We start from the raw sequence: 21,527 nt of genomic DNA, 5'->3' as shown, positions 1-21,527 counted from the left end.
TGTTCCCCGTTCGAACATAAGATGGGTCGTCCTGCGCTCCTCGGGCGACCCCGCAAGTCCTCGAAGGAGCCTCGCATCCCTGGATCGACCCTCGCTCCTTGAACGACCCTCGAAAGACGAAGGCCCCCATGCCCCTGGCCCTGCTCGCCCTCGCCGTGGGCGCCTTCGGTATCGGCACCACCGAGTTCGTGATGATGGGCCTGCTGCCCGGCGTCGCGAGCGACCTGCGTATCTCCATCCCCACCGCCGGGCATCTGGTCTCGGCGTACGCGCTGGGCGTGGTGATCGGCGCGCCGCTGCTCGCCGCGGTCACGGCCCGGCTGCCGCGCCGTACGGTCCTGATCGGCCTGATGGTCCTGTTCGTCCTGGGCAACGCGCTGTCCGGGCTCGCCCCCGGCTACCACGGGCTGCTGGCCGCGCGCTTCCTGAGCGGTCTGCCGCACGGCGCGTTCTTCGGCGTCGGCGCGGTCGTCGCCACCCACCTGGTCGCGCCCGAACGCAAGGCCCGCTCGGTCTCGTTGATGTTCCTGGGCCTGACGGTCGCGAACATCGCCGGTGTGCCGGTGGCGACGCTGGCGGGCCAGCATCTGGGGTGGCGGGTCACGTTCCTGGGCGTGAGCGCCGTGGGTGTGGCCGCGATCGTCTCCCTGTTCCTCCTGATCCCGAGGGACGACGCCCCCGCCCCGGCGGGCGGTCTGCGGGGCGAGTTGGCGGCGCTGCGGTCCCTGCCGGTCTGGCTGGCGCTCGGGACGACGGTGGCGGGGTTCGGCGCGCTGTTCTCGGCGTACAGCTATGTGACGCCGATGCTGACGGACGCGGCGGGGTACACGGAGAGCAGCGTCACCTTGCTGCTGGCCCTGTTCGGGGTGGGCGCGACGATCGGCAACCTCGCCGGCGGGCGGCTCGCGGATCTCTCGCTGCGGGGCACGCTGCTCGGCGGCATGACCGCGCTGATGGCGGTGCTGTGCCTGTTCCCGCTGCTCATGGGCGCCCCGTGGAGCGCGGCGCTGGCCGTGACGCTGCTGGGCACGGCGGCGTTCGTCACCGGCTCGCCGCTGCAACTCATGGTCATGGAGAAGGCGTCGGCGGCCCCGTCCCTGGCGTCCTCGGCGAACCAGGCCGCGTTCAACCTCGCCAACGCGGGCGGCGCCTGGATCGGCGGCCTCGCCCTGGCCGCGGGCTTCTCCGTCACCTCCCCCGCCCTGGCGGGCGCGGCCCTCGCGGCGCTGGGCCTGGCGGTGGCGGGCCTCGCCTACGCGGTCGACCGCCGTACCGCTCCCCGGCCGGGCCCGGAACGCCTGGTGGCGACCCACGTCCCGGAGCCCACGGAGAGCGTGCGCGGCTGAGCGCCGGTCGCGCTCCAGGCGGACTGTCGGTGGTCCGTCGGCGGGCGCGGACGGCTGTAGGCGACCTGTCGGTGGTCTGTCGACGGCGGCTGGCACCGTGCTCGGTATGACACGCATCGACAACACTCCCCACGACGCCGCATCGGACGCGGCCGTCACCGTACGGGGGCTGGTCAAGCACTACGGCGAGACCAAAGCGCTGGACGGCGTCGACCTCGACGTCCGCGAGGGCACGGTCCTCGGGGTGCTCGGGCCGAACGGCGCCGGGAAGACCACCCTCGTCCGCTGTCTGTCCACTCTCATCACCCCGGACGCCGGGCAGGCGACGGTCGCGGGCTACGACGTCGTCCGCCAGCCCCGGCAGACCCGCCGGGTGATCGGTCTCACCGGCCAGTACGCGTCGGTGGACGAGAAGCTCTCCGGCTACGAGAACCTCTACATGATCGGCCGGCTGCTCGACCTGTCCCGCAAGGAGTCCCGCGCACGGGCCGACGGCCTTCTGGAGCGGTTCTCGCTCACGGAGGCGGCCAAGCGCCCGGCGTCCACGTACTCCGGCGGTATGCGCCGCCGCCTCGACCTCGCCGCGTCCATGATCGGGCACCCCGCCGTGCTGTATCTGGACGAGCCGACCACCGGCCTCGACCCGCGCACGAGGAACGAGGTGTGGACCGAGGTCAAGCGGATGGTCGCCGAGGGCGCGACCGTGCTGCTCACCACCCAGTACATGGAGGAGGCCGAGCAGTTGGCCGCCGAGCTGACCGTCATCGACCGCGGCAAGGTCATCGCGGGCGGCCGGGTCGACGAGCTGAAGGCCAAGGTCGGCGGCCGTACCCTGCGCATCCGCCCGGCCGACCCGCAGGAACTGCGCCCGACGGCCACGGCGCTCGACGAGTTCGGCCTCACCGGGATCGGCAAGGCGACCGTGGACACCGAGACCGGCACCGTGCTCGTCCCGATCCTCAGCGACGAGCAACTGACCGCGGTGGTCGGCGCGGTCACCGCCCGCGGCATCACGCTCGCCGGTATCACCACCGAACTGCCCAGTCTGGACGAGGTGTTCCTGTCCCTGACCGGTCACAAGATCAGCAACCACCAGGACGACGCGTCCCCCGCCCGCGAGGAGGTCGCCGCATGAGCGCCGCCACTCTCACCAGCCCCGTGACCGTCGGCGAGGGCCGGATCGGACTGCGCGGCAATCTGCGCCACATCGGCGCCCTGATCCGCCGCAATCTGCTGTGGATCCGGCAGGACCCGGAGTCGATGTTCGACGCGGTCCTGATGCCGATCGTCTTCACCCTGCTGTTCGTGTTCGTCTTCGGCGGAGCCATCGCGGGCACCGACAACCGCGAGGCCTATGTCAACTACGTGATCCCCGGTCTGATGGCGATGATGGGCATGAACATCGCCATGGGCGTCGGGACCGGCTTCAACCAGGACTTCCAGACGGGCGTGATGGACCGCTTCCGGTCCCTGCCGATCGCCCGGTCCTCCGTCCTGATCGCGAAGATCGTCGTGGAGCTGGCCCGGATGCTGGTCGCCATCGCGATCCTGCTCACGGTCGGCTTCCTGCTCGGCCTGTCCGTCTCGAACGTGCCGGGGCTGTTCGCCGCCATCGGTCTGGCGGCGGTGTTCGGCTTCGGGATCATGTGGATCTTCCTGACCATGGGCGTGGTGATGAAGAACGCCCAGGCCATCCAAGCGATGGGATTCCTCGTGCTGATGCCCTTGCAGTTCGGCTCGTCGATCTTCGCGCCGACGGACACCATGCCCGGCTGGCTCCAGGCCTTCACGGACTACAACCCGCTGTCGTCGCTGGCGGACGCCGCCCGCGGTCTGATGAACGGCGGCCGGCCGATCACCCACGACGTGCTGGTGACCCTGATCTGGTCGGTGGTCCTCACGGCGGTCATGGCCCCCGTCGCCATCCGCAAGTACACGACGAAGAGCTGACCGGGGATCAGGACCACCGGGTCAGATGAGGGCGAGGGCCTCCGCCAGGGAGGACCCCTCGCCCTCCGCGTACGCGGCCTCGTACGCCGCGTCGCCCAGCGCGGCGCGGGCCGCCGCCTCCGCCCTGGCGCGGAACTCGCGCTCCGCCGGGGGCTTGACGTGGCCGGGCGGCAGCAGACCGTCGGCGACGGCCAGGCACCGGGCCGCGTCCGGGGCCCGGCTGCCGCCCTCCACCCCGCTGAGCGCGATCGCGGCGCACGTCAGATGCGCGGAGGCGATATGCGGCGCGATCATCTGGCTCATCCGGTCCTCGGCCCGCGTGAGCGCGGCGCGCACCTTGACCAGGGCCTGCGCATACTGCCCGTCCACCGTCTCCAGCCAGGCCTCCAGACCGAGCACGAGACCCTCGAAGACCACGAAGCTCACGGCCGCGAAGTCCCTGCGCAGCAGCCGGACCTGCTCGCGCGCCTCGGCCACCCGGTCGGTGCGGCTGAGCCACATGGCCAGGAAGGTCCGGGCCGCGGGCATGACGTCGCTGAACGTGCCATGGCCCTCCTCGATGACCTGGCGCAGCAGCCGCTCACCCCGTTCGCTGTCCCCCGCGTCGAGCAGGATGTTGCCGAGGCGGGCGGTGAGGACCGCCTCCTGGGAACGGGCGCCGAGCTGTACGGCGTACTCCCCGGCGGCCTCGTAGTCGGCGGCGGCGAGCGCGTAGTCACCGCGCCGCTCATGGGCCTCGCCCCGGGCGGACAGCGCCTCGGCCACGCCCCAGACGTCCCCGATGCCGCGGAAGATCTCCAGCGCCTCGTCGGCGTCCCGGCTCGCGTCGCCCGCCCACTCGGTGCGGTTGGCGAGGATGTTGGCGCGCATCTGAAGGGTGTGGGCCAGCTCCCAGGCGGTGCCCCGTTCCCGGCAGGTACGGACGGCCGCGTCGAGGACCGTGCGCAACCGGTCCAGATCGGCGACGAGCATGACGGCGAAGATCCAGATGAAGCCGGGCATCTGGCAGGTCTGCGGCTGGCCGGGGCGGTACGTCTCGCTGATGACGCGCAGCTTCTGCTTGGCCTCGGCCGTCTCCCACGCCTGGAGGTCCTTGTCCATGCAGGCGAGATGGGTGAGATGGGCGCCACGGCGGGCCTCTTCGAGGATCTCCGGGCGCATCGGCGGCGGGCTGTCGACGCACCCCTCGCTCAGATCGGGCACCTCGCGGGCGGGCGCGGTGAAGGGATCGGGCCCGAGGGCGATGACGGCGGCCGCCCAGGTACGGGCCTCGGTGCGCAGGTCCCGCATCTGCCAGTACCAGCCCAGCGAGTGCAGCAGGCACAGCGCCTCGTGCTCGTCACGGACGGCGACCGCGCGGCGCAGGGCGGTACGCAGGTTCTCGTACTCCACCTGGAGCCGTTCGATCGCCGCGCGTTGGGCGGATGAGCGCAGCAACGGGTCGGTGGTGCGGGCGAGTTCGCGGTAGTACGTGAGATGGGCGCGCTCGGTCTCGGGCCGCTCGCCGGACTCCGCCAGCCGCTCGCCCGCGTACTCGGCGACGGTCTCCAGGAGTCGGTAGCGCATCTCCCCGTCACCCGAAGGGGCCGCCACCACCAGGGACTTGTCGACCAGGGAGGCGATCCCTTCCAGTGCGGCGGGCCCGCACACGGCCTCGGCGGCGGTGAGGTCGCAGCCGCCGGAGAAGACGGACAGACGGCGCAGTACGGCGCGTTCGTCGGCGTCCAGCAGGTCCCAGGACCAGTCGACCACGGCCCGCAGGGTCTGCTGCCGGGGCAGCAGGGTGCGGGCGCCGGAGGTGAGCAGTCTGAAGCGGTCGTCCAGCCGGTCGGCGATCTGACGCGGGGTGAGCATCCGCAGCCGGGCGGCGGCCAGTTCGATGGCGAGCGGCAGTCCGTCGAGGCGGCGGCAGATCTCCGCGGTGGCCAGGGCGGTCTCCTCGTCGGCGTCGACCCGGAAGCCGGGCCGGGCGGCGGCACCGCGGTCGGCGAGCAGCTTCAGCGCGTACGGCTGCGGCAGCGGCTCGACCGGGCGCAGCAACTCTCCCGGTACGCCGAGGGGTTCGCGGCTGGTGGCGAGGACGGTGAGCCCCGGGCAGCGTTCGAGGAGGTGCTCGACCAGGCGGGCGGCCGCCTCCACGACGTGTTCGCAGTTGTCGAGGATGAGCAGCATGCGGCGCCAGGCGCAGTGCTCGGCGAGCCGGTCGAGCGGGGCGTCGTGCCGTTCGGCGACGGCGCGCAGCTCCTCGGCCCCGGCGCCGCGCAGCACGGTCTCGCGCGCCCCGACGGCGGTGAGCACGGCCTCGGGGACGGCCTCGGGGACGTCGACCGGCGCGAGTTCGGCCAGCCACACCCCGTCCGGCGCGGTGTGCGCCACGGCCTCGGCGGCCTCCTGCGACAGCCGGGTCTTCCCGGCGCCGCCGGGCCCGAGCAGGGTGACCAGCCGGGCGGCGGCGAGATCACCGCGGATGGTGTCGATGTCGGCCTCGCGTCCGACGAAGGAGGTCAGCCGGGCGCGGAGGTTGCCGGGCGGCGCGGGCGCGAGGGCGGTGTCCGCGACCGGGGCCCGCCGGGGGGCGGCCAGGTCCGGCAGCGCTTCCGGCCCCTGGAGCAACTCCCTGTGCAGGGCGCGCAGTTCGGGCCCCGGGTCCGAGCCGAGCCGGTCCGCGAGCAGCTCTCGTACGTCCTCGTACGCGGCCAGTGCCTCGGCCGGGCGGCCCGCGTCGCGCAGCGCGCACAGCCGCAGGGTCTGGAGGGACTCGTCCAGGGGGTGGAGGTCGCACAGGGCGGTCAGCTCGGGCAGGTGCTGCTCGCCGTGGCCGAGGGCGAGGGCCGCGGTGAGCCGGGCGCGGCGCGCGTCGAGGCGGCGGGTCTCCCAGCGGGCCGCCTCGGTGGTGCGGTCGGGGAGGTCGGCGAGGGCGGGGCCCTGCCACAGGGCGAGGGCGTCGTCGAGGACGGCCGCGGCCTTGGCGGGGTCGCCGTCGGCCAGCGCGCGCAGGCCCTCGGCGGTGAGCCGCTCGAAGCGGTGCAGGTCGATGTCGTCGGGGGCCGCGGCCAGGCGGTAGCCGCCGTCCGCGGACTCCACGGCATGCGGCCCGAGGGTCCGGCGCAGCCGTCCGACCAGTGCTTGCAGGGCGCCGGTGGCGTCGGCGGGCGGGGCGCCGTCCCATATCTCGTCCACCAGGAGGGCGGCGGGTACGGTCCGGCCGGCCCGCAGGGCGAGCACGGTCAGCAGGGAGCGCAGCCGCGCCCCGCCGACCGGTACGGGCGTGCCGTCGGCGCGGAGTGCCTGGGTGGTGCCGAGGATCCGATAGCGCACAGGGGGCATTGTCTCCGGTGACTTCAGGGGCGGTCACGGGGTTATCGCCTGCCCGGTGTTTCCCGCCCCCGTCGCGAGACCTCGGTCAGGGTGGTGCGGGCCGGTTCAGGCCGGGGCGGACTCGCTCGGCTCCGCCTTGCCGCGCCGCACGTAGTACCAGGCCATGTTGGACGAGACACCCACGAGCAGCACCCAGACGATGCCCAGCGGCCAACTGCCCTGCGCGAACGAGACGACCGCGGCGACCACGGCGAGCACGCAGACGGCGAGGGCGTAAAGGGCGAGGCGGGGCATGGGACGGCTCCTGTCGGGGGACACTGCGACCTGCTACGCACCCAGTGTCCCCCATGGCTCATACGTCGGTGACGCGGAGCCCCGCATGCGCCTTGTAGCGGCGGTTCACGGAGATCAGGTTCGCCACGAGGGACTCCACCTGGTGGGCGTTGCGCAGCCGTCCCGCGAAGACGCCCCGCATGCCCGCGATCCGCCCGGCCAGCGCCTGCACGATCTCGACGTCGGCGCGCTCCTCGCCGAGGACCATCACATCGGTGTCGATCCGGTCGAGTTGCGGGTCCTGGAGCAGGACGGCGGACAGGTGGTGGAAGGCGGCGGTGACGCGTGAGTCCGGCAGCAGGGCGGCGGCCTGCTCGGCGGCGCTGCCCTCCTCCGGCTTGATCGCGTACGCGCCCTTCTTGTCGAAGCCGAGCGGGTTGACGCAGTCGACGACGAGCTTGCCGGTCAGTTCCGTGCGCAGGGAGTCGAGGGTCTTGCCGTGGCCCTCCCACGGCACGGCGACGATCACGATGTCGCTGCGCCGGGCGGCCTCGGCGTTGTCGGCGCCCTCGACGCCGTGGCCGATCTCGTCGGCGGCGGCCTGCGCGCGCTCCGCGGCACGCGAGCCGATGATCACCTGCTGGCCGGCCCGAGCGAGGCGGTAGGCGAGGCCCTTGCCCTGCGGGCCGGTGCCGCCGAGCACGCCGACGACGAGCCCGGAGACGTCGGGAAGGTCCCAGGGGTCCTTGGCAGGAGCCTTCTGTGCACTGTCGGTTGAGGTCATGGGCCGACTCTACGTGGGCGTGCGGGGGCCGGGGGAAAACCGGTTGCCCTGGGGCTCGGGGGCATCTGAGCATGGCTCCTCGTGACCGAAGACCCCGCCGCCCCTGCCCCGACCTCCGTACCGGCCGGGAAGGACGTCGACGCCGACGCGGACGTCAGCGGCCTGCGGTCCCGGCTGGGCAGGCTGCTGCCCGACCTCGCGCCCTGGCACGCGTCGGCGGACTTCCGGCGGCTGTGGCTGGCCGGGCTGATCACCAACTTCGGCACGTTCCTCACCTTCGTCGCGGTGCCCGTGCAGTTGAAGGAGCTGACCGGTTCCACGGCGGCCGTGGGCGCGGTCGGTGCCGTCGAGGTGATCCCCCTGATCGTCTTCGGCCTGTACGGCGGCGCGCTCGCCGACGCGTACGACAAGCGGAAGCTGATCGTCTTCACCGAGGCCGGGCAGGGCGTGCTGTCCTTCGCGCTCCTGGTCAACGCGCTGCTGCCGCGGCCCGCGATCTGGCCGCTGTACGTCGTCGCGGCGCTGTCCGCCGCGCTCGGTGCCGTCCAGCGGCCCGCGCTCGACGCCCTGATCCCGCGGATCGTGCCGCACGAGCACCTTCCGGCCGCCGCCTCGCTCAACTCGCTGCGCTGGACGATCGGCGGGGTCGCGGGCCCGGCGCTGGCCGGGGTGATCGTCGCGTACGCCGGGTTCGGCACGGCGTACGGCGCGGATGCCCTGACCTTCGTGGTGTCGGTGGTGCTGGGCCTGAGGCTGGCCGCCTCCCCCGCGCACCACGAGGCTGCGAAGCCGTCGCTGCGGTCGATCGCCGAGGGCGCGCGGTACGCGTGGGGCCGCAAGGAGCTGCTGGGCACCTATGTCGTCGACCTGGTCGCGATGGTCCTCGCGATGCCGCTGGCGATCCTGCCGTTCCTCGCGGACGAGCTGCACGCGGAGTGGGCGCTGGGGCTGATGTACGCGAGCATCCCGGCCGGGTCGCTGCTCATGTCGCTCATGAGCAGATGGACGTCGCGGATCCACCGGCACGGGCGGATGGTGGCGTTCGCCGCGGCCGGATGGGGGCTCGCGATCACGGTGGCGGGGCTCGCCCCGAACATCTGGCTGGTGCTGCTGTGTCTCATGCTCGCGGGCGGCTTCGACATGATCAGCGGGATCTTCCGGGGCGCGATGTGGAACCAGACGATCCCCGACGAACTGCGCGGCCGACTGGCGGGCATCGAACTGCTGTCGTACTCGATCGGACCGCAGATGGGCCAGGCCCGGTCCGGCGGCATGGCGGCGTGGACGGGCGTCCGGGCGTCGGTGTGGTCCGGCGGCCTGCTGTGCACGGGGGTGGTGGCCCTGCTGGCCCTGTGCCTGCCCGCGCTGATGACCTACGACACCCGCACGAGCCCGCACGCGGCCCGGGTGAAGGCGGCGCGGGAGAAGACGACGAGGGAGGAGGCGACGGCGTGAGCGCGGGGGCTCGACCGCTGTGGCCGCCGCCCGCTGCTCATCCGTCGTTCCGTTCACCCTCCGGGGGGACGTCGTGCCACCGGGGGTCCGTCTCCCACTCGAGGTTCCGCTCGCGGGCCGTCTCCATCGCGCGGCCCGCCTCCTCGCGGGAGGCGTACGGCCCGAACCGGTTCTTGGCGGGGCACTCGGGCCCCTCCTCGACCTTGCGATGCTCCAGGCAGTAGTACCACTCGCCCGGCTTCCCCGCGGTCTGCTTCTTGAACAGGGGCATGACCAGCTCCTCTCACCACCGACATGATCCCCCATCACCCGTGGATAGACTCGCGGTTATGTCTGGCCACTCGTTGCTCGCTCCCGGGGAGCTGTCCCCGCCTCGTTCCGTACCGGGGAACATCCGCCGCCCCGAGTACGTCGGCAAGCCCGCGCCGAAGCCGTACTCCGGCCCGGAGGTGCAGACCCCGGAGACCGTCGAGGCGATGCGGATCGCCGGGCGGATCGCCGCGCGGGCCATGGCCGAGGCGGCCAAGCACATCGCGCCGGGCGTGACCACGGACGAGCTGGACCGGGTGGCGCACGCGTACATGTGCGACCACGGCGCCTACCCCTCGACGCTCGGCTACCGCGGCTTCCCGAAGTCGCTGTGCTCGTCGATCAACGAGGTGATCTGCCACGGCATCCCGGACTCGACGGTGCTGCGGGACGGCGACATCATCAACCTCGACGTGACGGCGTACATCGGCGGCGTCCACGGCGACAACAACGCCACGTATCTCGTCGGCGAGGTCGACGAGGAGTCCCGGCTGCTGGTCGAGCGCACCCGCGAATCCCTCGACCGCGCGATCAGGGCCGTCCGCCCCGGCCGTCAGATCAACGTCATCGGCCGTGTCATCGAGTCCTACGCCAAGCGCTTCGGCTACGGCGTGGTCCGCGACTTCACGGGCCACGGCATCAGCACCGCGTTCCACTCCGGCCTGATCGTCCCGCACTACGACAGCCCGCATGCCACGACGGTGATGCGCCCCGGCATGACGTTCACGATCGAGCCGATGCTGACCCTCGGCAGCTACGAGTACGACATGTGGGACGACGGCTGGACGGTCGTCACGAAGGACCGCAAGCGCACGGCCCAGTTCGAGCACACGCTGGTGGTCACGGAGACGGGCGCGGAGATCCTGACGCTGCCGTAGCGACGGGGCGGGCCACGGAATTCAGCGTTCCAGGAGTACCCGGCCCCCCACCTCCAACCACCCCTCCGGCTGTGGTGCCGTGAGGAGTTGGGAGCCTGCTCCCTGGCGGATGTTGAGGGCGCGGCCCAGGTGGGTCGTGAGGAGGATGGCTGCCGCGCCCGTCGCCTCGTCCTCGTCGATTCCGTCGTCGCGGCCCGGGAAGGCGCGGGCTCGGACGCGGCCCGCCGACTCGTCCTCCCACGCCCAGGCGTAGATCCACTCGCCGGGCGGCGGGACCGTGAGGGCGTCCACCTCGGTGGCCGTCGCGTACTGGCGCAGGGTGCGCGGGGGCGCCCACTCCGGGCGGGCCTCGATCCAGGTGAACTCGCCGTCCTGGCGGGCCCCGACCACCCCGGCGGGCGTGGTCAGTTCGGGCACGTCCAGGAGCCAGGCCGTGCCCACGCAGGGGTGGCCCGCGAACGGCAGCCGGAGCGTAGGCGTGTAGATGTCGATGACTCCACGCTCGGGGTCGTCCACGAACACCGTCTCGCTGAAGCCCAGCTTCAGGGCCAGCGCCTGCCTCTCGCTCCGCTCGGGGAGGGCCGAACCGTCGCGGACGACGCCGAGTTCGTTGCCGTATCCGCCACCGGGCCCGCAGAAGACACGCAGTACGTCGTAGTCGGTCACCCAGGCATTCAAGCCCACCCCGTCGCTCCGCCGGGGTCGGTGAGATCTGAATCACGACCCCTGTGGGTACTACTTAGGACAGCCTCGGTTAAATTAGGCATGCCTTACCGAACCCCTTCCGTGGAGCACGCATGCGAACCGTCCGCCTCGCCACCGTGGCTGCCGTCACCGCCGCCGCCCTGACCGCCGTCACGGCCTGCACCGCGAAGAGCGACGCGAAGGACGGTGAGGCGATCACGGTGACCGCCGCCGACTCGACCTGCGAGACCTCCACGAAGTCCGTCCCGGCGGGCCAGGTCACGCTGAAGATCGAGAACAAGGGCTCGAAGGCCACCGAGGTCGAGATCGTCTTCCCGGACGACCGGATCGTCTCCGAGAAGGAGAACATCGGCCCGGGGACCAAGTACACGCTGACCGCCGAGGTCAAGGCCGGTGAGTACGAGATCGCCTGCCGCCCCGGCATGAAGGGCCACGGCGTACGGCAGAAGCTCACGGTCACCGGCGACAACAAGGCGGCCAAGCGGGACCCCAAGCTGGACAGGGCCGTCGCCGACTACCGCGCCTACGCCCAGGAGCAGGCCGACGAGACGCTGCCCCGCGTCGAGACCTTCGTGAAGGCGATCAAGGACGGCGACCTGGCGGGCGCGAAGAAGGCGTACGCCCTCTCCCGCCTCGGCTGGGAGCGCACCGAGCCCGTCGCCGAGTCCTTCGGTGACATCGACCCGAAGGTCGACGTCCGCGCCGACGGCCTGGAGCAGGGCCAGAAGTGGACCGGCTGGCACCGCCTGGAGAAGGCGCTGTGGGCGGACCAGAAGATCGGCGCGACCGAGAAGAAGCTCGCCGACCAGCTCGTGACCGACCTGAAGGACTGGCAGAAGCGGGTCGGCACCGCCGAGATCACCCCGACCTCCATGGCCAACGGCGCCAAGGAGCTGCTGGACGAGGTCGCCACCGGCAAGGTCACCGGCGAGGAGGACCGCTACGCGCACACCGACCTCGTCGACTTCAAGGGCAACGTCGAGGGCGCGCAGAAGGCGTACGAGCTGCTCAAGCCGGTCGCCCAGAAGAACGACCCGGAGCTGGCCAAGGAACTCGACCAGCAGTTCACCGCGCTGAACAAGCTGCTCGACACGTACCGCTCCGGCAAGACGTCGTACGACTTCGTCTCCTACGACAAGGTCGGCAAGGAGGACCGCAAGGAACTCTCGGACGCGGTGAACGCGCTCGCCGAACCGCTGTCGAAGCTCGCCGCCGCGGTCGTGAAGTAGCAGGCAGGGCAGCAGGAAGCACGGAGCAGGGAGCAGGGAGCATGACGGAGACCACCGAACCCGACGAGACCGGCGCGGAGGGCTCCTCCCCGGCTCCCTCCCGGCGCGCGCTGATCGGCTGGGGCGGCGCGGGCCTCGCGCTCGGCGCCGCCGTGGCGGGCGGCGCGGTCGCGGTGGCCCGGCCGCACGAGGCCGCGGCGTCGGCCGACTCCTCGACGGGCGGCGCGGTCGCCTTCCACGGCGCGCACCAGGCGGGCATCTCGACCGCGGTGCAGGACCGGCTGCATTTCGCCGCGTTCGACGTGAAGACCACCGACCGCGACGCGTTCATCCGGATGCTGAAGGACTGGACCGAGGCCGCGCGGCGGATGACCGCGGGCCGGACGGTCGGCGAGGGCGCGTACGGCGGGCTCGCCGAGGCCCCGCCCGACGACACCGGTGAGGCCCTCGGGCTCAACCCGTCGCGGCTGACGCTGACCATCGGCTTCGGACCGTCGTTCTTCGAGAAGTTCGGCCTCGCGGACAAGCGCCCGGCCGCGCTCGTGGACCTGCCCCACTTCCCGGGCGACAACCTCGACAAGTCCCGCACAGGCGGCGACCTGTGCGTCCAGGCCTGCGCGGACGACCCGCAGGTCGCCGTGCACGCGATCCGCAACCTGGCCCGCATCGGCTTCGGCAAGGTCGCCGTCCGCTGGTCCCAACTCGGCTTCGGCAAGACCTCGTCGACGACCCCGGACGCGCAGACGCCGCGCAACCTCTTCGGGTTCAAGGACGGCACGAGCAACATCGCGGGTACGGAGACGGACCGGCTGAAGAAGTACGTATGGGTCGGCGAGGGGGACGGCCCGGACTGGATGTCCGGTGGTTCGTACCTCGTCGCCCGGCGTATCCGGATGAACATCGAGACCTGGGACCGGACCTCGCTGCAGGAGCAGGAGGACGTCTTCGGGCGGGACAAGCGCGAGGGCGCCGCCGTCGGCAAGGCGAAGGAACACGACAAGCCGTTCCTGAAGGCGATGAAGCCGACCGCGCACGTCCGGCTCGCGCACCCCGACGCCAACGGCGGGATCACCATCCTGCGCCGCGGCTACTCCTTCACCGACGGCACCGACGGTCTCGGCCGCCTGGACGCGGGCCTGTTCTTCCTGGCCTACCAGCGCGACCCGCGCCACGGGTTCATCCCGCTCCAGCGCAAGCTCGCGGCGTCCGACGCGCTCAACGAGTACATCCAGCACGTGGGTTCAGCCGTCTTCGCGGTCCCGCCCGGTGTCCGTGACAAGAACGACTGGTGGGGCCGGACCCTGCTCACCGAGGAGGCCTAGGCCGTGTTCTCCAACTATCTGATCGGTCTGCGTGAGGGGCTGGAGGCCAGCCTCGTCGTCTGCATCCTGATCGCCTATCTGGTCAGGACCGGCCGCCGGGACGCCCTGAAGCCGATCTGGACCGGCATCGCCATCGCGGTCGTCATCGCGCTCGGCTTCGGCTGCGCCCTCGAATTCGGCTCCCAGGAGCTGACGTTCCAGGCGCAGGAGGCCCTCGGCGGCTCCCTGTCCATCCTCGCGGTGGGCCTGGTGACCTGGATGGTCTTCTGGATGCGGCGCACGGCCCGCAACCTCAAGTCCGAACTGCACGGCAAGCTCGACATGGCGCTGAAGACGGGTACGGTCGCGCTGGTCGCCACCGCGTTCCTGGCCGTCGGCCGCGAGGGGCTGGAGACCGCGCTGTTCGTGTGGGCATCGGTGCACGCGGCGAGCGACGGCACGCCGCGCCCGCTGATCGGTGTCGCCCTGGGTCTGGCCACCGCGGTCCTGCTGGGCTGGCTGTTCTACCGCGGCGCCCTGAAGATCAACCTCGCGAAGTTCTTCACCTGGACCGGCGCCATGCTGGTCGTCGTCGCGGCGGGTGTGCTCGCCTACGGCGTCCACGACCTCCAGGAGGCCGATCTGATCCCCGGCCTGACGACGCTCGCCTTCGACATCAGCGACACGATCCCGCCGGACAGTTGGTACGGCACCCTGCTCAAGGGCGTCTTCAACTTCCAGCCCGACCCGACGGTCCTTCAGGTCACGGTGTGGGCTCTGTACCTGGTCCCGACGCTCGCGGTGTTCTTCTCCCCGGTAGGGTTCGCCTCCGGAAAGGGGAAGGTGAAGGTCACTGATGAGCAGGGATCGCGGGGATCACAGCCCTCGAACGCTTCGTAGCCGCGGCCGGTTCGCCCGCACGGCGACGGTGGTCGTCGTGTCGGTGACGGCGAGCGGTTGTGTGGTGGTGCACGGCGAGCGGGAGGTCGTACCGACGGCGACTCGGGCCGAAGCCGCCCGCGCGCTGGGGGACTTCACCACCGCCTACAACAAGGCGGACAAGGCGTACGACCGGTCCCTGGACAAGGACCGGGTCACCGGCCCGCTCGCCGCCATCGACGGCGGCAAGTTGGCGGCGGGACACCGCAACAGCCCTGGCGGCAACGCGAGTCATGTCCCGCTGAAGCTCACCGACGCCAGGTTCACGATCCCCGAGAAGGCGGGCTGGCCACGCTGGTTCGTCGTCGACGCCCGTGCCAACAAGGGCAGCGCGGACGCCCGTTGGGTGCTCGTCTTCACCCGCTCCGGGGCGAACGACGTGTGGGCGGTGTCGTATCTGACCATCCTCGCGGCAGCCGACGTACCGACGTTCAAGAAGAACAAGGACGGCTGGGCCGAGCCGGTGCCCGCGAACGACGCGGCGCTGGCCGTACGGCCGCAGAAGCTCGGCGCGGCGTACGCGGGCTATCTCAAGGACGGCGGGGACGCGTTCGCGCCCGGTGCGCACACCTCGCAGTGGCGGGAGACCCGGCTGAAGAACGCGCGCAAGCCGGGACTTGCCCGGCAGTACATCGACGAGCCGCTGACGAACGGCGACTTCGCCCCGGTGGGGCTGCGCACCGCGGACGGCGGCGCGCTGGTCTTCTTCGCCACGCGCCACTACGAGAAGCAGACGGCCGCGCAGGGGGTGAACATCCCCGTCGATCCGAACACCAACGCGCTGCTGAAGGGCGAGGTACGGCAGTCCCTGACGCGGGAGTTCGTCTCCAACCAGGCGGTGCTGGACCCGGTGAAGGGGGAAGTGAAATTCCTCAGCCGGGTGCAGGGGCTGACGGGGGCCGAGGGGCAGTAAGGCCCCGGCGGTGCGCTGCCGGGGCTCAGCCCCGGTGCGGCCAGGCCGCGAGTTCGCTCTCGCCCCCGGCGTGGCGCGCGCAGGCGTCCGTCAGCGCCTCCAGCAGGCTCAGCGGATCCGGCAGCGCGTGCTCCGGACCGCGGACCCACTCCACCGTCAGGTCACCGGTCAGCCGCGCGGGCGGCAGCAGCACGTACGAGCCCCGGCAGTGCCAGCGCAGGCCGGGGTGCTCGTCCATGGTCTCGGGGTGGCAGTCCAGCTCGCACGGCCACCACTCGTCCTCGTCCTCGGGTGTGCCGCGGGTCAGGGTGAAGAACAGCATGCGGCCGTCGCCGGTCGTGGCGACCGGGCCCACCTCGACGTTCTCGGCGAGCAGCCGGTCCAGGGCTTCCTGACCGGCCTCGTGGGGGACGTCGAGGACGTCGTGCACCATCCCGGTCGCGGTGATGAAGTTCGCCTCCGGCTGGTGCCTGACCCAGCGCTCGATCTGCGCCCGGTCCGTGGTGGACTGCGTCTGCCAGGCGAAGGAGACGGGGTGCCGGGCGGGCGTCGGACAGCCGACGCGGTCGCAGGAGCAGCGGTAGCCGGCGGGGTGCGCGGCGGGCGCGATCGGCAGGCCCGCGGCGGCTGCGGCCAGCAGCATCTCCTCACGGCCGCCGTCCCCGGTGTCGTCCTCGGGGCCTGCGGGACGGTGTCCGCGCAGCCACCGGGAGATCCTGCCCTGCCCGCCGGTGCGACGGCCGAACCCTGCGTTCATCTGTCCCCTCGCCTCACTGCTGTGGTGCGGACGGCACTCCTTATGGTCCCACCATCCTGCGCCTCTTGTGACCGGAGTCGTCATCCGGGGTGGGGGCGGGGGCTCAGCGGGGTGCGAGGCCGTGGAGGGCGTAGTCGACGAGGGTGTCGGTGTAGGCGTGGGTGAGGGGTGCGGTGCGCTGGAGCCAGCGCTGGGCGACCGGGGAGACGAAGAGTTCGAGGGCGATGCGCGGGTCGATGTCGGGGCGTACGGCGCCTGCCCGCTGTGCGGTGCGCAGACGCTGGACGTAGCGCTGGAGCTGGGGTTCCAGCAGGTGGGCGACGACCTCGGCGCCGAGCTGCGGGTTGACCAGGCCCTCGGCGGCGAGCGCGCGGGCCGGGACCTCGAAGCGGGGGTCGCGCAGTTCGTCGACGGTGGCGCGCAGGACGTGCTTGAGGTCGGCGGCGAGGTCCCCGGTGTCGGGGAGGCTTCCGGTGTCGGGGAGGTCGTACGTCTCCTGCCCGGCCTCGCGCGCCGTCCGCTCACCGAGATCGAGGAAGGCCTCCAGCAGGACGTCGGCCTTGGAGGCCCACCACCGGTAGATGGTCTGCTTGCCGACCCCGGCACGGGCGGCGATGCCCTCGATGGTGGTCCGGGGGTAACCGACTTCCCCGACGAGCGAGAGCGCGGCGTCGTAGATGGCACGACGGGACCTGTCGCTACGGCGACTGGCATCGGGAACGGGCTTCTTGGCCATACGCCGAACCTATCAAGACAGCAAGACGCACCGTCTCGCACGAAGCGGGGGCGACGGTTCAGCCTGCCCGGCAGGGCAGGTCGGTCCGTGTGAGCCGTGGCTCAGGACTCCTGGCCCGGTGGGGGCCAGGCGTCGCCCCAGTCCGTGTTTCTGGCCTCCTTGTACAGCGGGCCCTGGCGCTTGGTCACTGTCGTACGGTGCAGGGACTCGTCCGGGCCGCACAGGTCGAGGAGGACCTGGCCCTTGCGGATCTGCGGTCTGCGGACGACGCGGGAGGCGGCCGGGGTCGCCGGGAGGCGGGTCGCGGCGACGTAGCTGAACTTCTCGTCCTCGTACGCCAGCGAGCCGCCCTTGACCTGCCGGTGCAGCGAGGAACGGCTGACCCGGGCCGAGAAGTGGCACCAGTCCTCGCCGGGGACGATCGGGCAGGCCGCGCTGTGCGGGCAGGGCGCGGCGACCTGGAAGCCCGCGCCGATCAGCCGGTCGCGGGCCTCGATGACGCGCGCGTAGCCCGCCGGGGTGCCGGGCTCGATGATCACGACGGACTGCGCCGCAGCGGCGGCGGTGTCGACGACGGACGCGCGGTCGGCCTCCGTGAGTTCCCCGAGGACGTACGAGACCGTGACGAGATCAGCGCTCTCGATGCTGAGCGCCGCTCCGATACGAGAGCGCTGCCACACGGCCGACCTCAGCGCCGGGTTCGCGGCGGCGATCTCCCGGCCCAGCGCGAGCGCGGGCTCGGCCCAGTCGAGCACGGTGACCGGCCGCTCCCCGCCCCAGGTCGCGCTCACGGCCCAGGTCGCCGCGCCGGTGCCGCCCCCGATGTCCACATGGCTCGCGGGCACCCAGCCCGGCACCGCGTCCGCGAACGCCTCCAGCGCCGCGCACACCGCCTCGAACGTCGCTGGCATCCGGTAGGCCGCGTACGCGACGACGTCCGCGCGGTCCCGTAGCACCGGCGCGTCGGTCGGGGTCCGCCCCCGGTAGTTCGCGATCAACCGGTCCACGGCCTGGGCGGCCTGCCGGGGCGGAAGACCGTCGAGCAACCCGGCGAGGGCGGCACGGAGCCGGTCGGCGACGGAGGCCGCGGAGCCGGCGGAGACAGGGGCGTTCACCAGGGAATTCTCTCAGGTCTCCCGGACCGCCCGCGCCAGCCGGTCCCCCGCCGCCGCCCGCGGCCGGCTGTCCGGCTCCCGGCGTCGCGGATGGACCGTGTTCGCGAGGATCACGAGGAACGTGTCCGTCGCCGGGTCCAGCACCAGCGACGTCCCCGTGAACCCCGTATGCCCCGCCGCGCCCCGGCCCGCCAACGCGCCCATGAACCACGGCTGGTCGAGCGCGAAGCCGAACCCGGGCGGGGTGAACATCAGCTCGACGATGTCGGGGCCCAGGATGCGCGCGGGCCCGTACGAGCCGCCTGCCAGCAGCGTGCGGCAGAAGACCGCAAGGTCGCGGGCCGTGGCGAAGAGACCCGCGTGACCGGCCACCCCGCCGAGCGCCCACGCGTTCTCGTCATGGACCTCTCCGCGCAGCATCCCCCGGTCCACCTTGGCCCACGGCCGCCGCTGGTCCTCCGTCGCCGCCGCGCCCGGCCCAGGGCCTGCTGCGAAAGTCCCGCCTGCCTGGCGAACGACGGGACTTTCACAGCAGGCCCTAGGCCCGAAGCCCGTCGCGGTCATCCCGAGCGGCCGGGTGATCCCGTCGCGGACGAGGACGTCGAGCGTGCGGCCGGTGACGCGTTCCAGGACGTACTGGAGGAGCAGCAGGTTCAGATCCGAGTAGCGGTACGTCGTCCCCGGTGCCGAGAGCGGCGCCTCCGCCCGCAGCAGCGCGAGCCGCGCGGCCGGTGACGGGCAGTCGTACAACGGGAGTTCGGGCCGCAACCCGGAGGTATGGGTGAGGAGTTGGCGCACGGTGATGCCGTGCTCCCCGGCCGCCCGGAAGTCCGGGAGATACGCGGCCACCCGGGCGTCGATACCGAGCGTGCCGCGCTCCAGTTGCTGCATGGCGGCGACCGTGGTGAACAGCTTGGTGAGCGAGGCCAGGTCGAAGGGGGTGTCCACGGTCATCGGGACCTGTTCCGCGAGCGGGAGTTCGACACCCCGGTCTCGCTGCGCGTCGTACGCGGCGTAGCGGACCGCCCAGCCCATCGCCTCCTCCACGGCCACCACCGGGCCGCGCCCGGCGACCACCACGGCACCGGCCGCCCAGGGGCGCTCGGCGCTCACGGCGTCCCGGAGCCCCTGGACGAGCCGACGCAGCTCCTCCGGGTCGAGCCCGGCCTTCTCCGGGGTGCCGGTACGGAGCCTCGGTGCGCTCAGCTCTCCTCCTTCGAAGCCCCCGAAGCCGCCGGGCTACCCAAGTCCCCTGAGTTCCCCGCGCTCGCGGCCCCGCGTCGGCGCCCGCGCAGCGCGACCGCCCCGCCCCCGGCCAGCAGCGCCATCGCTCCCCCGATCCCGCCGACCAGCCCCCAGGACGGGCCGCCGCCGCCCGCGCGCGAGGCCTCCGCGCCATGGGCGCCCTCCAGGCCCTTCCCCTTGGCCGACGCGGAGGCCGACCTGTTCCCGCCCTCGCTGAGCGGATCGACCAGAGTGCCCACCGCCCGACCGGTCGCGCCGTGGGCGAAGCCCCAGTCGAGCAGGGCGGCCGTCTCCTCGTAGACGGTGTTGCCGCCGGAGCGCGGATGCATGACGGTCACGAGGAGGGTGCGGCCGTCGCGGGTGGCGGCACCGGTGAAGGTGTTGCCCGCGTTGCTGGTGAAGCCGTTCTTGACGCCGATGAGCCCCTTGTACGGGTCGAGGCCCCACGCGCCGGTCAGCAGGCGGTCGGTGTTCTGGATCTGGAAGGTCTTCTTGCCCCCGGCCGGGAAGTCGGCGGTCCGCGTGGCGCAGTAGCCCCGGAAGGCGGGGTTCTTCAAGCCGTGGCGGGCGAACAGCGTGAGGTCGTACGCGGAGCAGATCTGCCCCTTGTGGTCGAAGCCGTCGGGGCTGACCACATGGGTGTCCAGGGCCTGGAGGTCGTGCGCCTGGGCCTGCATCTCGGCGACGGTCTTCGCGAGGCCGCCGTTCATATGGCTGAGGACATGCACCGCGTCGTTGCCGGAGCGGAGGAAGACCCCGAGCCACAACTCCTCGACGGTATAGGTGATACCGGCCTTGACGCCGACCAGGCTGGAGCCGTCCGGCACGTCCGCGAGGTCGTCGTCGGTCACCCGGTACGTTTGGGTCCGCTCGAACTTCTTCAGCAGGGTGTCCGCGAACAGCATCTTCAGCGTGGACGCGGGCGCGAGCCTGCGGTGCGCGTCGTACGCGGCGAGCACCTCACCGCTGTCGTGGTCGGCCACCAGCCAGGAACGGGCGGTGAGCTTCCGCGGCAGACCGTGGGCATCGCGCACCTGGACGCCGCGAAGCCCCAGCCGCTCACCGCCGATGATCTTTGGGGTACCGCCCTGACGTGGGAGCGCCACCGCGCGTTCGGGGGCGGCGGAGGCGGGTGCGGCCAGGGCCAGCGGCGCGGCGGCGGCGAGCCCGAGAACGGCGCGGCGGGACGGCCGCACGGCACGCGGGGAGGAGGAAGAGGAATCACGCACCTCGGGACCGTACAGAGGGAGCCTGTAACAGCAGGCAAGGGTTGCTTAAAGGCGCGGCAAAGGCCGGGTCATGGTGTGACCTGCCGGGGCCTGTCGCCCGCCCCACGGGCAGCGGTCGGCGACCCTGGACTCCACTCCACCCACCGATGAGGAGGCGGACCCATGGCCCAGGCCAAGCCCCGGACCCAGCCCCAAACCGATCCGGCCGACATCCGCGTGCCCGACACGGCGCTGGCCCGCGAGGCGACGCAGCTCGTCCGGGACACCACCAGCGACCTGATCTACCACCACTCCCGCCGGGTCTACTTCTTCGGCAGCCTCCAGGGCCGCAACCGCGACCTCTCCTTCGACCCCGAACTCCTCTACATCGGGGCGATGTTCCACGACCTCGGCCTGAACGAGGAGTTCCGCGGCAGCGGGCGCCGCTTCGAGGTCGACAGCGCCGAGGAGGCCAGGAAGTTCCTCCAGTCCCATGACGTACCGCCCGACAGCGTCCGGCGCGTGTGGACCGCGATCGCCCTGCACACCACCCCCGGCATCCCGGAGTTCATGGAACCGGAGGTCGCCCTGGTCACCGCGGGCGTCGAGTACGACGTCCTCGGCATCGGCTACGACGACATCTCCGCCGCCGACCGCGCCGCGATCGTGGCCCTGCACCCCCGCCCCGACTTCAAGCGACAGATCCTCACGGCCTTCACCGAGGGCATCCGCCCCAAGCCGGAGACCACCTTCGGCAACGTGAAGGCGGACGTACTGGAACACTTCGTCCCCGGCTTCGAACGGGGCGACTTCGTGGACACGATCCTGGAATCGCCGTGGCAGGACTGACGTCCGGGTGATTCGTTACCGTGTACGGGTTCAGACATCGCCCCGCCACCGCCACCTGTCATGGGGACGACCGAAGGATTGCCGACCGGCTTGAAATGCGCTAGGGACACCATTGCCGCGAGCCGCGAGCCGCGAGCCGCGAGCCGCGAGCCGCGAGCCGCGAGCCGCGAGCCGCGAGCCGCGAGCCGCGAGCCGCGAGCCGCGAGCCGCGAGCCGC

Annotated in this window: 20 protein-coding genes; 10 read left to right on the top strand and 10 right to left on the bottom strand. The window is 72.1% G+C overall.

The features are described 5' to 3' along the window. Positions 1–128: 128 nt before the first annotated feature. From ACZ60T_RS15185 to ACZ60T_RS15175, 3 genes are all read left to right on the top strand, one after another. Entirely contained in the window at positions 129–1,346 is a 1,218-nt protein-coding gene (locus ACZ60T_RS15185) for an MFS transporter (RefSeq protein WP_469666580.1), read from the top strand. 106 nt (positions 1,347–1,452) lie between these two features. Next, the gene (locus ACZ60T_RS15180) at positions 1,453–2,481 is read left to right on the top strand and encodes an ATP-binding cassette domain-containing protein (RefSeq protein WP_365619888.1); all 1,029 of its coding nucleotides are present in this window, start codon (positions 1,453–1,455) and stop codon (positions 2,479–2,481) included. After that, positions 2,478–3,296 carry an ABC transporter permease gene (locus tag ACZ60T_RS15175; RefSeq protein WP_469666304.1) on the top strand — a complete coding sequence of 273 codons (819 nt, stop codon included), beginning with the start codon at positions 2,478–2,480 and terminating at the stop codon, positions 3,294–3,296. Before ACZ60T_RS15180 ends, ACZ60T_RS15175 begins: the two co-directional genes overlap by 4 nt. 21 nt (positions 3,297–3,317) lie before the next feature. Here ACZ60T_RS15175 and ACZ60T_RS15170 read toward each other — a convergent pair whose 3' ends face one another. From ACZ60T_RS15170 to npdG, 3 genes are all read right to left on the bottom strand, one after another. Beyond that, positions 3,318–6,623: an AfsR/SARP family transcriptional regulator gene (locus ACZ60T_RS15170; protein WP_469666303.1), complete on the bottom strand. Its 3,306-nt coding sequence runs from the start codon at positions 6,621–6,623 to the stop codon at positions 3,318–3,320. A 96-nt stretch (positions 6,624–6,719) separates the two neighbouring features. Then, the gene (locus ACZ60T_RS15165) at positions 6,720–6,908 is read right to left on the bottom strand and encodes a hypothetical protein (protein WP_365619879.1); all 189 of its coding nucleotides are present in this window, start codon (positions 6,906–6,908) and stop codon (positions 6,720–6,722) included. A 58-nt stretch (positions 6,909–6,966) separates the two neighbouring features. Further along, complete coding sequence (gene npdG / locus ACZ60T_RS15160; protein WP_469666302.1) at positions 6,967–7,671, bottom strand: NADPH-dependent F420 reductase; 705 nt, start codon at positions 7,669–7,671, stop codon at positions 6,967–6,969. 81 nt (positions 7,672–7,752) lie between these two features. On the opposite strand from npdG, the gene ACZ60T_RS15155 reads away from it, so the two are divergent. Continuing rightward, entirely contained in the window at positions 7,753–9,126 is a 1,374-nt protein-coding gene (locus tag ACZ60T_RS15155; RefSeq protein ID WP_469666301.1) for an MFS transporter, read from the top strand. A gap of 37 nt (positions 9,127–9,163) precedes the next feature. Here the strand turns inward: ACZ60T_RS15155 and ACZ60T_RS15150 are convergent, their stop codons facing one another. Beyond that, on the bottom strand, positions 9,164–9,397 hold the full coding sequence (locus ACZ60T_RS15150) for a hypothetical protein (protein ID WP_365619873.1): 234 nt from the start codon (positions 9,395–9,397) through the stop codon (positions 9,164–9,166). Between the two features lie 58 nt (positions 9,398–9,455). Between ACZ60T_RS15150 and map the strand changes: the two genes are divergently transcribed. After that, complete coding sequence (map, locus tag ACZ60T_RS15145; protein WP_469666300.1) at positions 9,456–10,313, top strand: type I methionyl aminopeptidase; 858 nt, start codon at positions 9,456–9,458, stop codon at positions 10,311–10,313. Positions 10,314–10,334: 21 nt separating this feature from the next. Here the strand turns inward: map and ACZ60T_RS15140 are convergent, their stop codons facing one another. Further along, positions 10,335–10,979, bottom strand: coding sequence for a PhzF family phenazine biosynthesis protein (locus tag ACZ60T_RS15140; RefSeq protein WP_469666299.1), 645 nt, complete (start codon positions 10,977–10,979; stop codon positions 10,335–10,337). 131 nt (positions 10,980–11,110) lie between these two features. Between ACZ60T_RS15140 and efeO the strand changes: the two genes are divergently transcribed. The 4 genes from efeO to ACZ60T_RS15120 are packed head-to-tail and all read left to right on the top strand — an operon-like array spanning position 11,111 to position 15,400. Further along, entirely contained in the window at positions 11,111–12,247 is a 1,137-nt protein-coding gene (gene efeO / locus ACZ60T_RS15135) for an iron uptake system protein EfeO (RefSeq protein ID WP_469666298.1), read from the top strand. Between the two features lie 41 nt (positions 12,248–12,288). Next, positions 12,289–13,569, top strand: a complete 1,281-nt coding sequence (gene efeB, locus ACZ60T_RS15130) for an iron uptake transporter deferrochelatase/peroxidase subunit (RefSeq protein WP_469666296.1) — start codon at positions 12,289–12,291, stop codon at positions 13,567–13,569. Positions 13,570–13,572: 3 nt separating this feature from the next. Continuing rightward, on the top strand, positions 13,573–14,448 hold the full coding sequence (gene efeU / locus ACZ60T_RS15125) for an iron uptake transporter permease EfeU (protein ID WP_365619846.1): 876 nt from the start codon (positions 13,573–13,575) through the stop codon (positions 14,446–14,448). After that, positions 14,405–15,400: an SCO2278 family lipoprotein gene (locus ACZ60T_RS15120; RefSeq protein ID WP_469666295.1), complete on the top strand. Its 996-nt coding sequence runs from the start codon at positions 14,405–14,407 to the stop codon at positions 15,398–15,400. Before efeU ends, ACZ60T_RS15120 begins: the two co-directional genes overlap by 44 nt. 25 nt (positions 15,401–15,425) lie before the next feature. On the opposite strand, the gene ACZ60T_RS15115 is transcribed toward ACZ60T_RS15120, so the two are convergent. The 5 genes from ACZ60T_RS15115 to ACZ60T_RS15095 all read right to left on the bottom strand — a co-directional run bounded on the left by ACZ60T_RS15115 (position 15,426) and on the right by ACZ60T_RS15095 (position 20,482). Then, the gene (locus tag ACZ60T_RS15115; protein ID WP_365619840.1) at positions 15,426–16,157 is read right to left on the bottom strand and encodes a bifunctional DNA primase/polymerase; all 732 of its coding nucleotides are present in this window, start codon (positions 16,155–16,157) and stop codon (positions 15,426–15,428) included. A gap of 103 nt (positions 16,158–16,260) precedes the next feature. Next, complete coding sequence (locus tag ACZ60T_RS15110) at positions 16,261–16,893, bottom strand: TetR/AcrR family transcriptional regulator (protein ID WP_365619837.1); 633 nt, start codon at positions 16,891–16,893, stop codon at positions 16,261–16,263. A 101-nt stretch (positions 16,894–16,994) separates the two neighbouring features. Further along, complete coding sequence (locus ACZ60T_RS15105; protein ID WP_469666294.1) at positions 16,995–18,008, bottom strand: small ribosomal subunit Rsm22 family protein; 1,014 nt, start codon at positions 18,006–18,008, stop codon at positions 16,995–16,997. A 12-nt stretch (positions 18,009–18,020) separates the two neighbouring features. Continuing rightward, positions 18,021–19,214: a serine hydrolase domain-containing protein gene (locus tag ACZ60T_RS15100; protein ID WP_469666579.1), complete on the bottom strand. Its 1,194-nt coding sequence runs from the start codon at positions 19,212–19,214 to the stop codon at positions 18,021–18,023. After that, entirely contained in the window at positions 19,211–20,482 is a 1,272-nt protein-coding gene (locus ACZ60T_RS15095; RefSeq protein ID WP_469666293.1) for a D-alanyl-D-alanine carboxypeptidase family protein, read from the bottom strand. Before ACZ60T_RS15095 ends, ACZ60T_RS15100 begins: the two co-directional genes overlap by 4 nt. A gap of 162 nt (positions 20,483–20,644) precedes the next feature. Here ACZ60T_RS15095 and ACZ60T_RS15090 point away from each other — a divergent pair, with 162 nt between their 5' ends. Continuing rightward, positions 20,645–21,310, top strand: coding sequence for an HD domain-containing protein (locus tag ACZ60T_RS15090; protein ID WP_469666292.1), 666 nt, complete (start codon positions 20,645–20,647; stop codon positions 21,308–21,310). The last annotated feature ends 217 nt before the right edge of the window (positions 21,311–21,527 follow it).

It is taken from the genome of Streptomyces sp. NPDC104371, from assembly GCF_055583785.1.
This window is presented reverse-complemented; position numbering and strand designations above follow the sequence as displayed.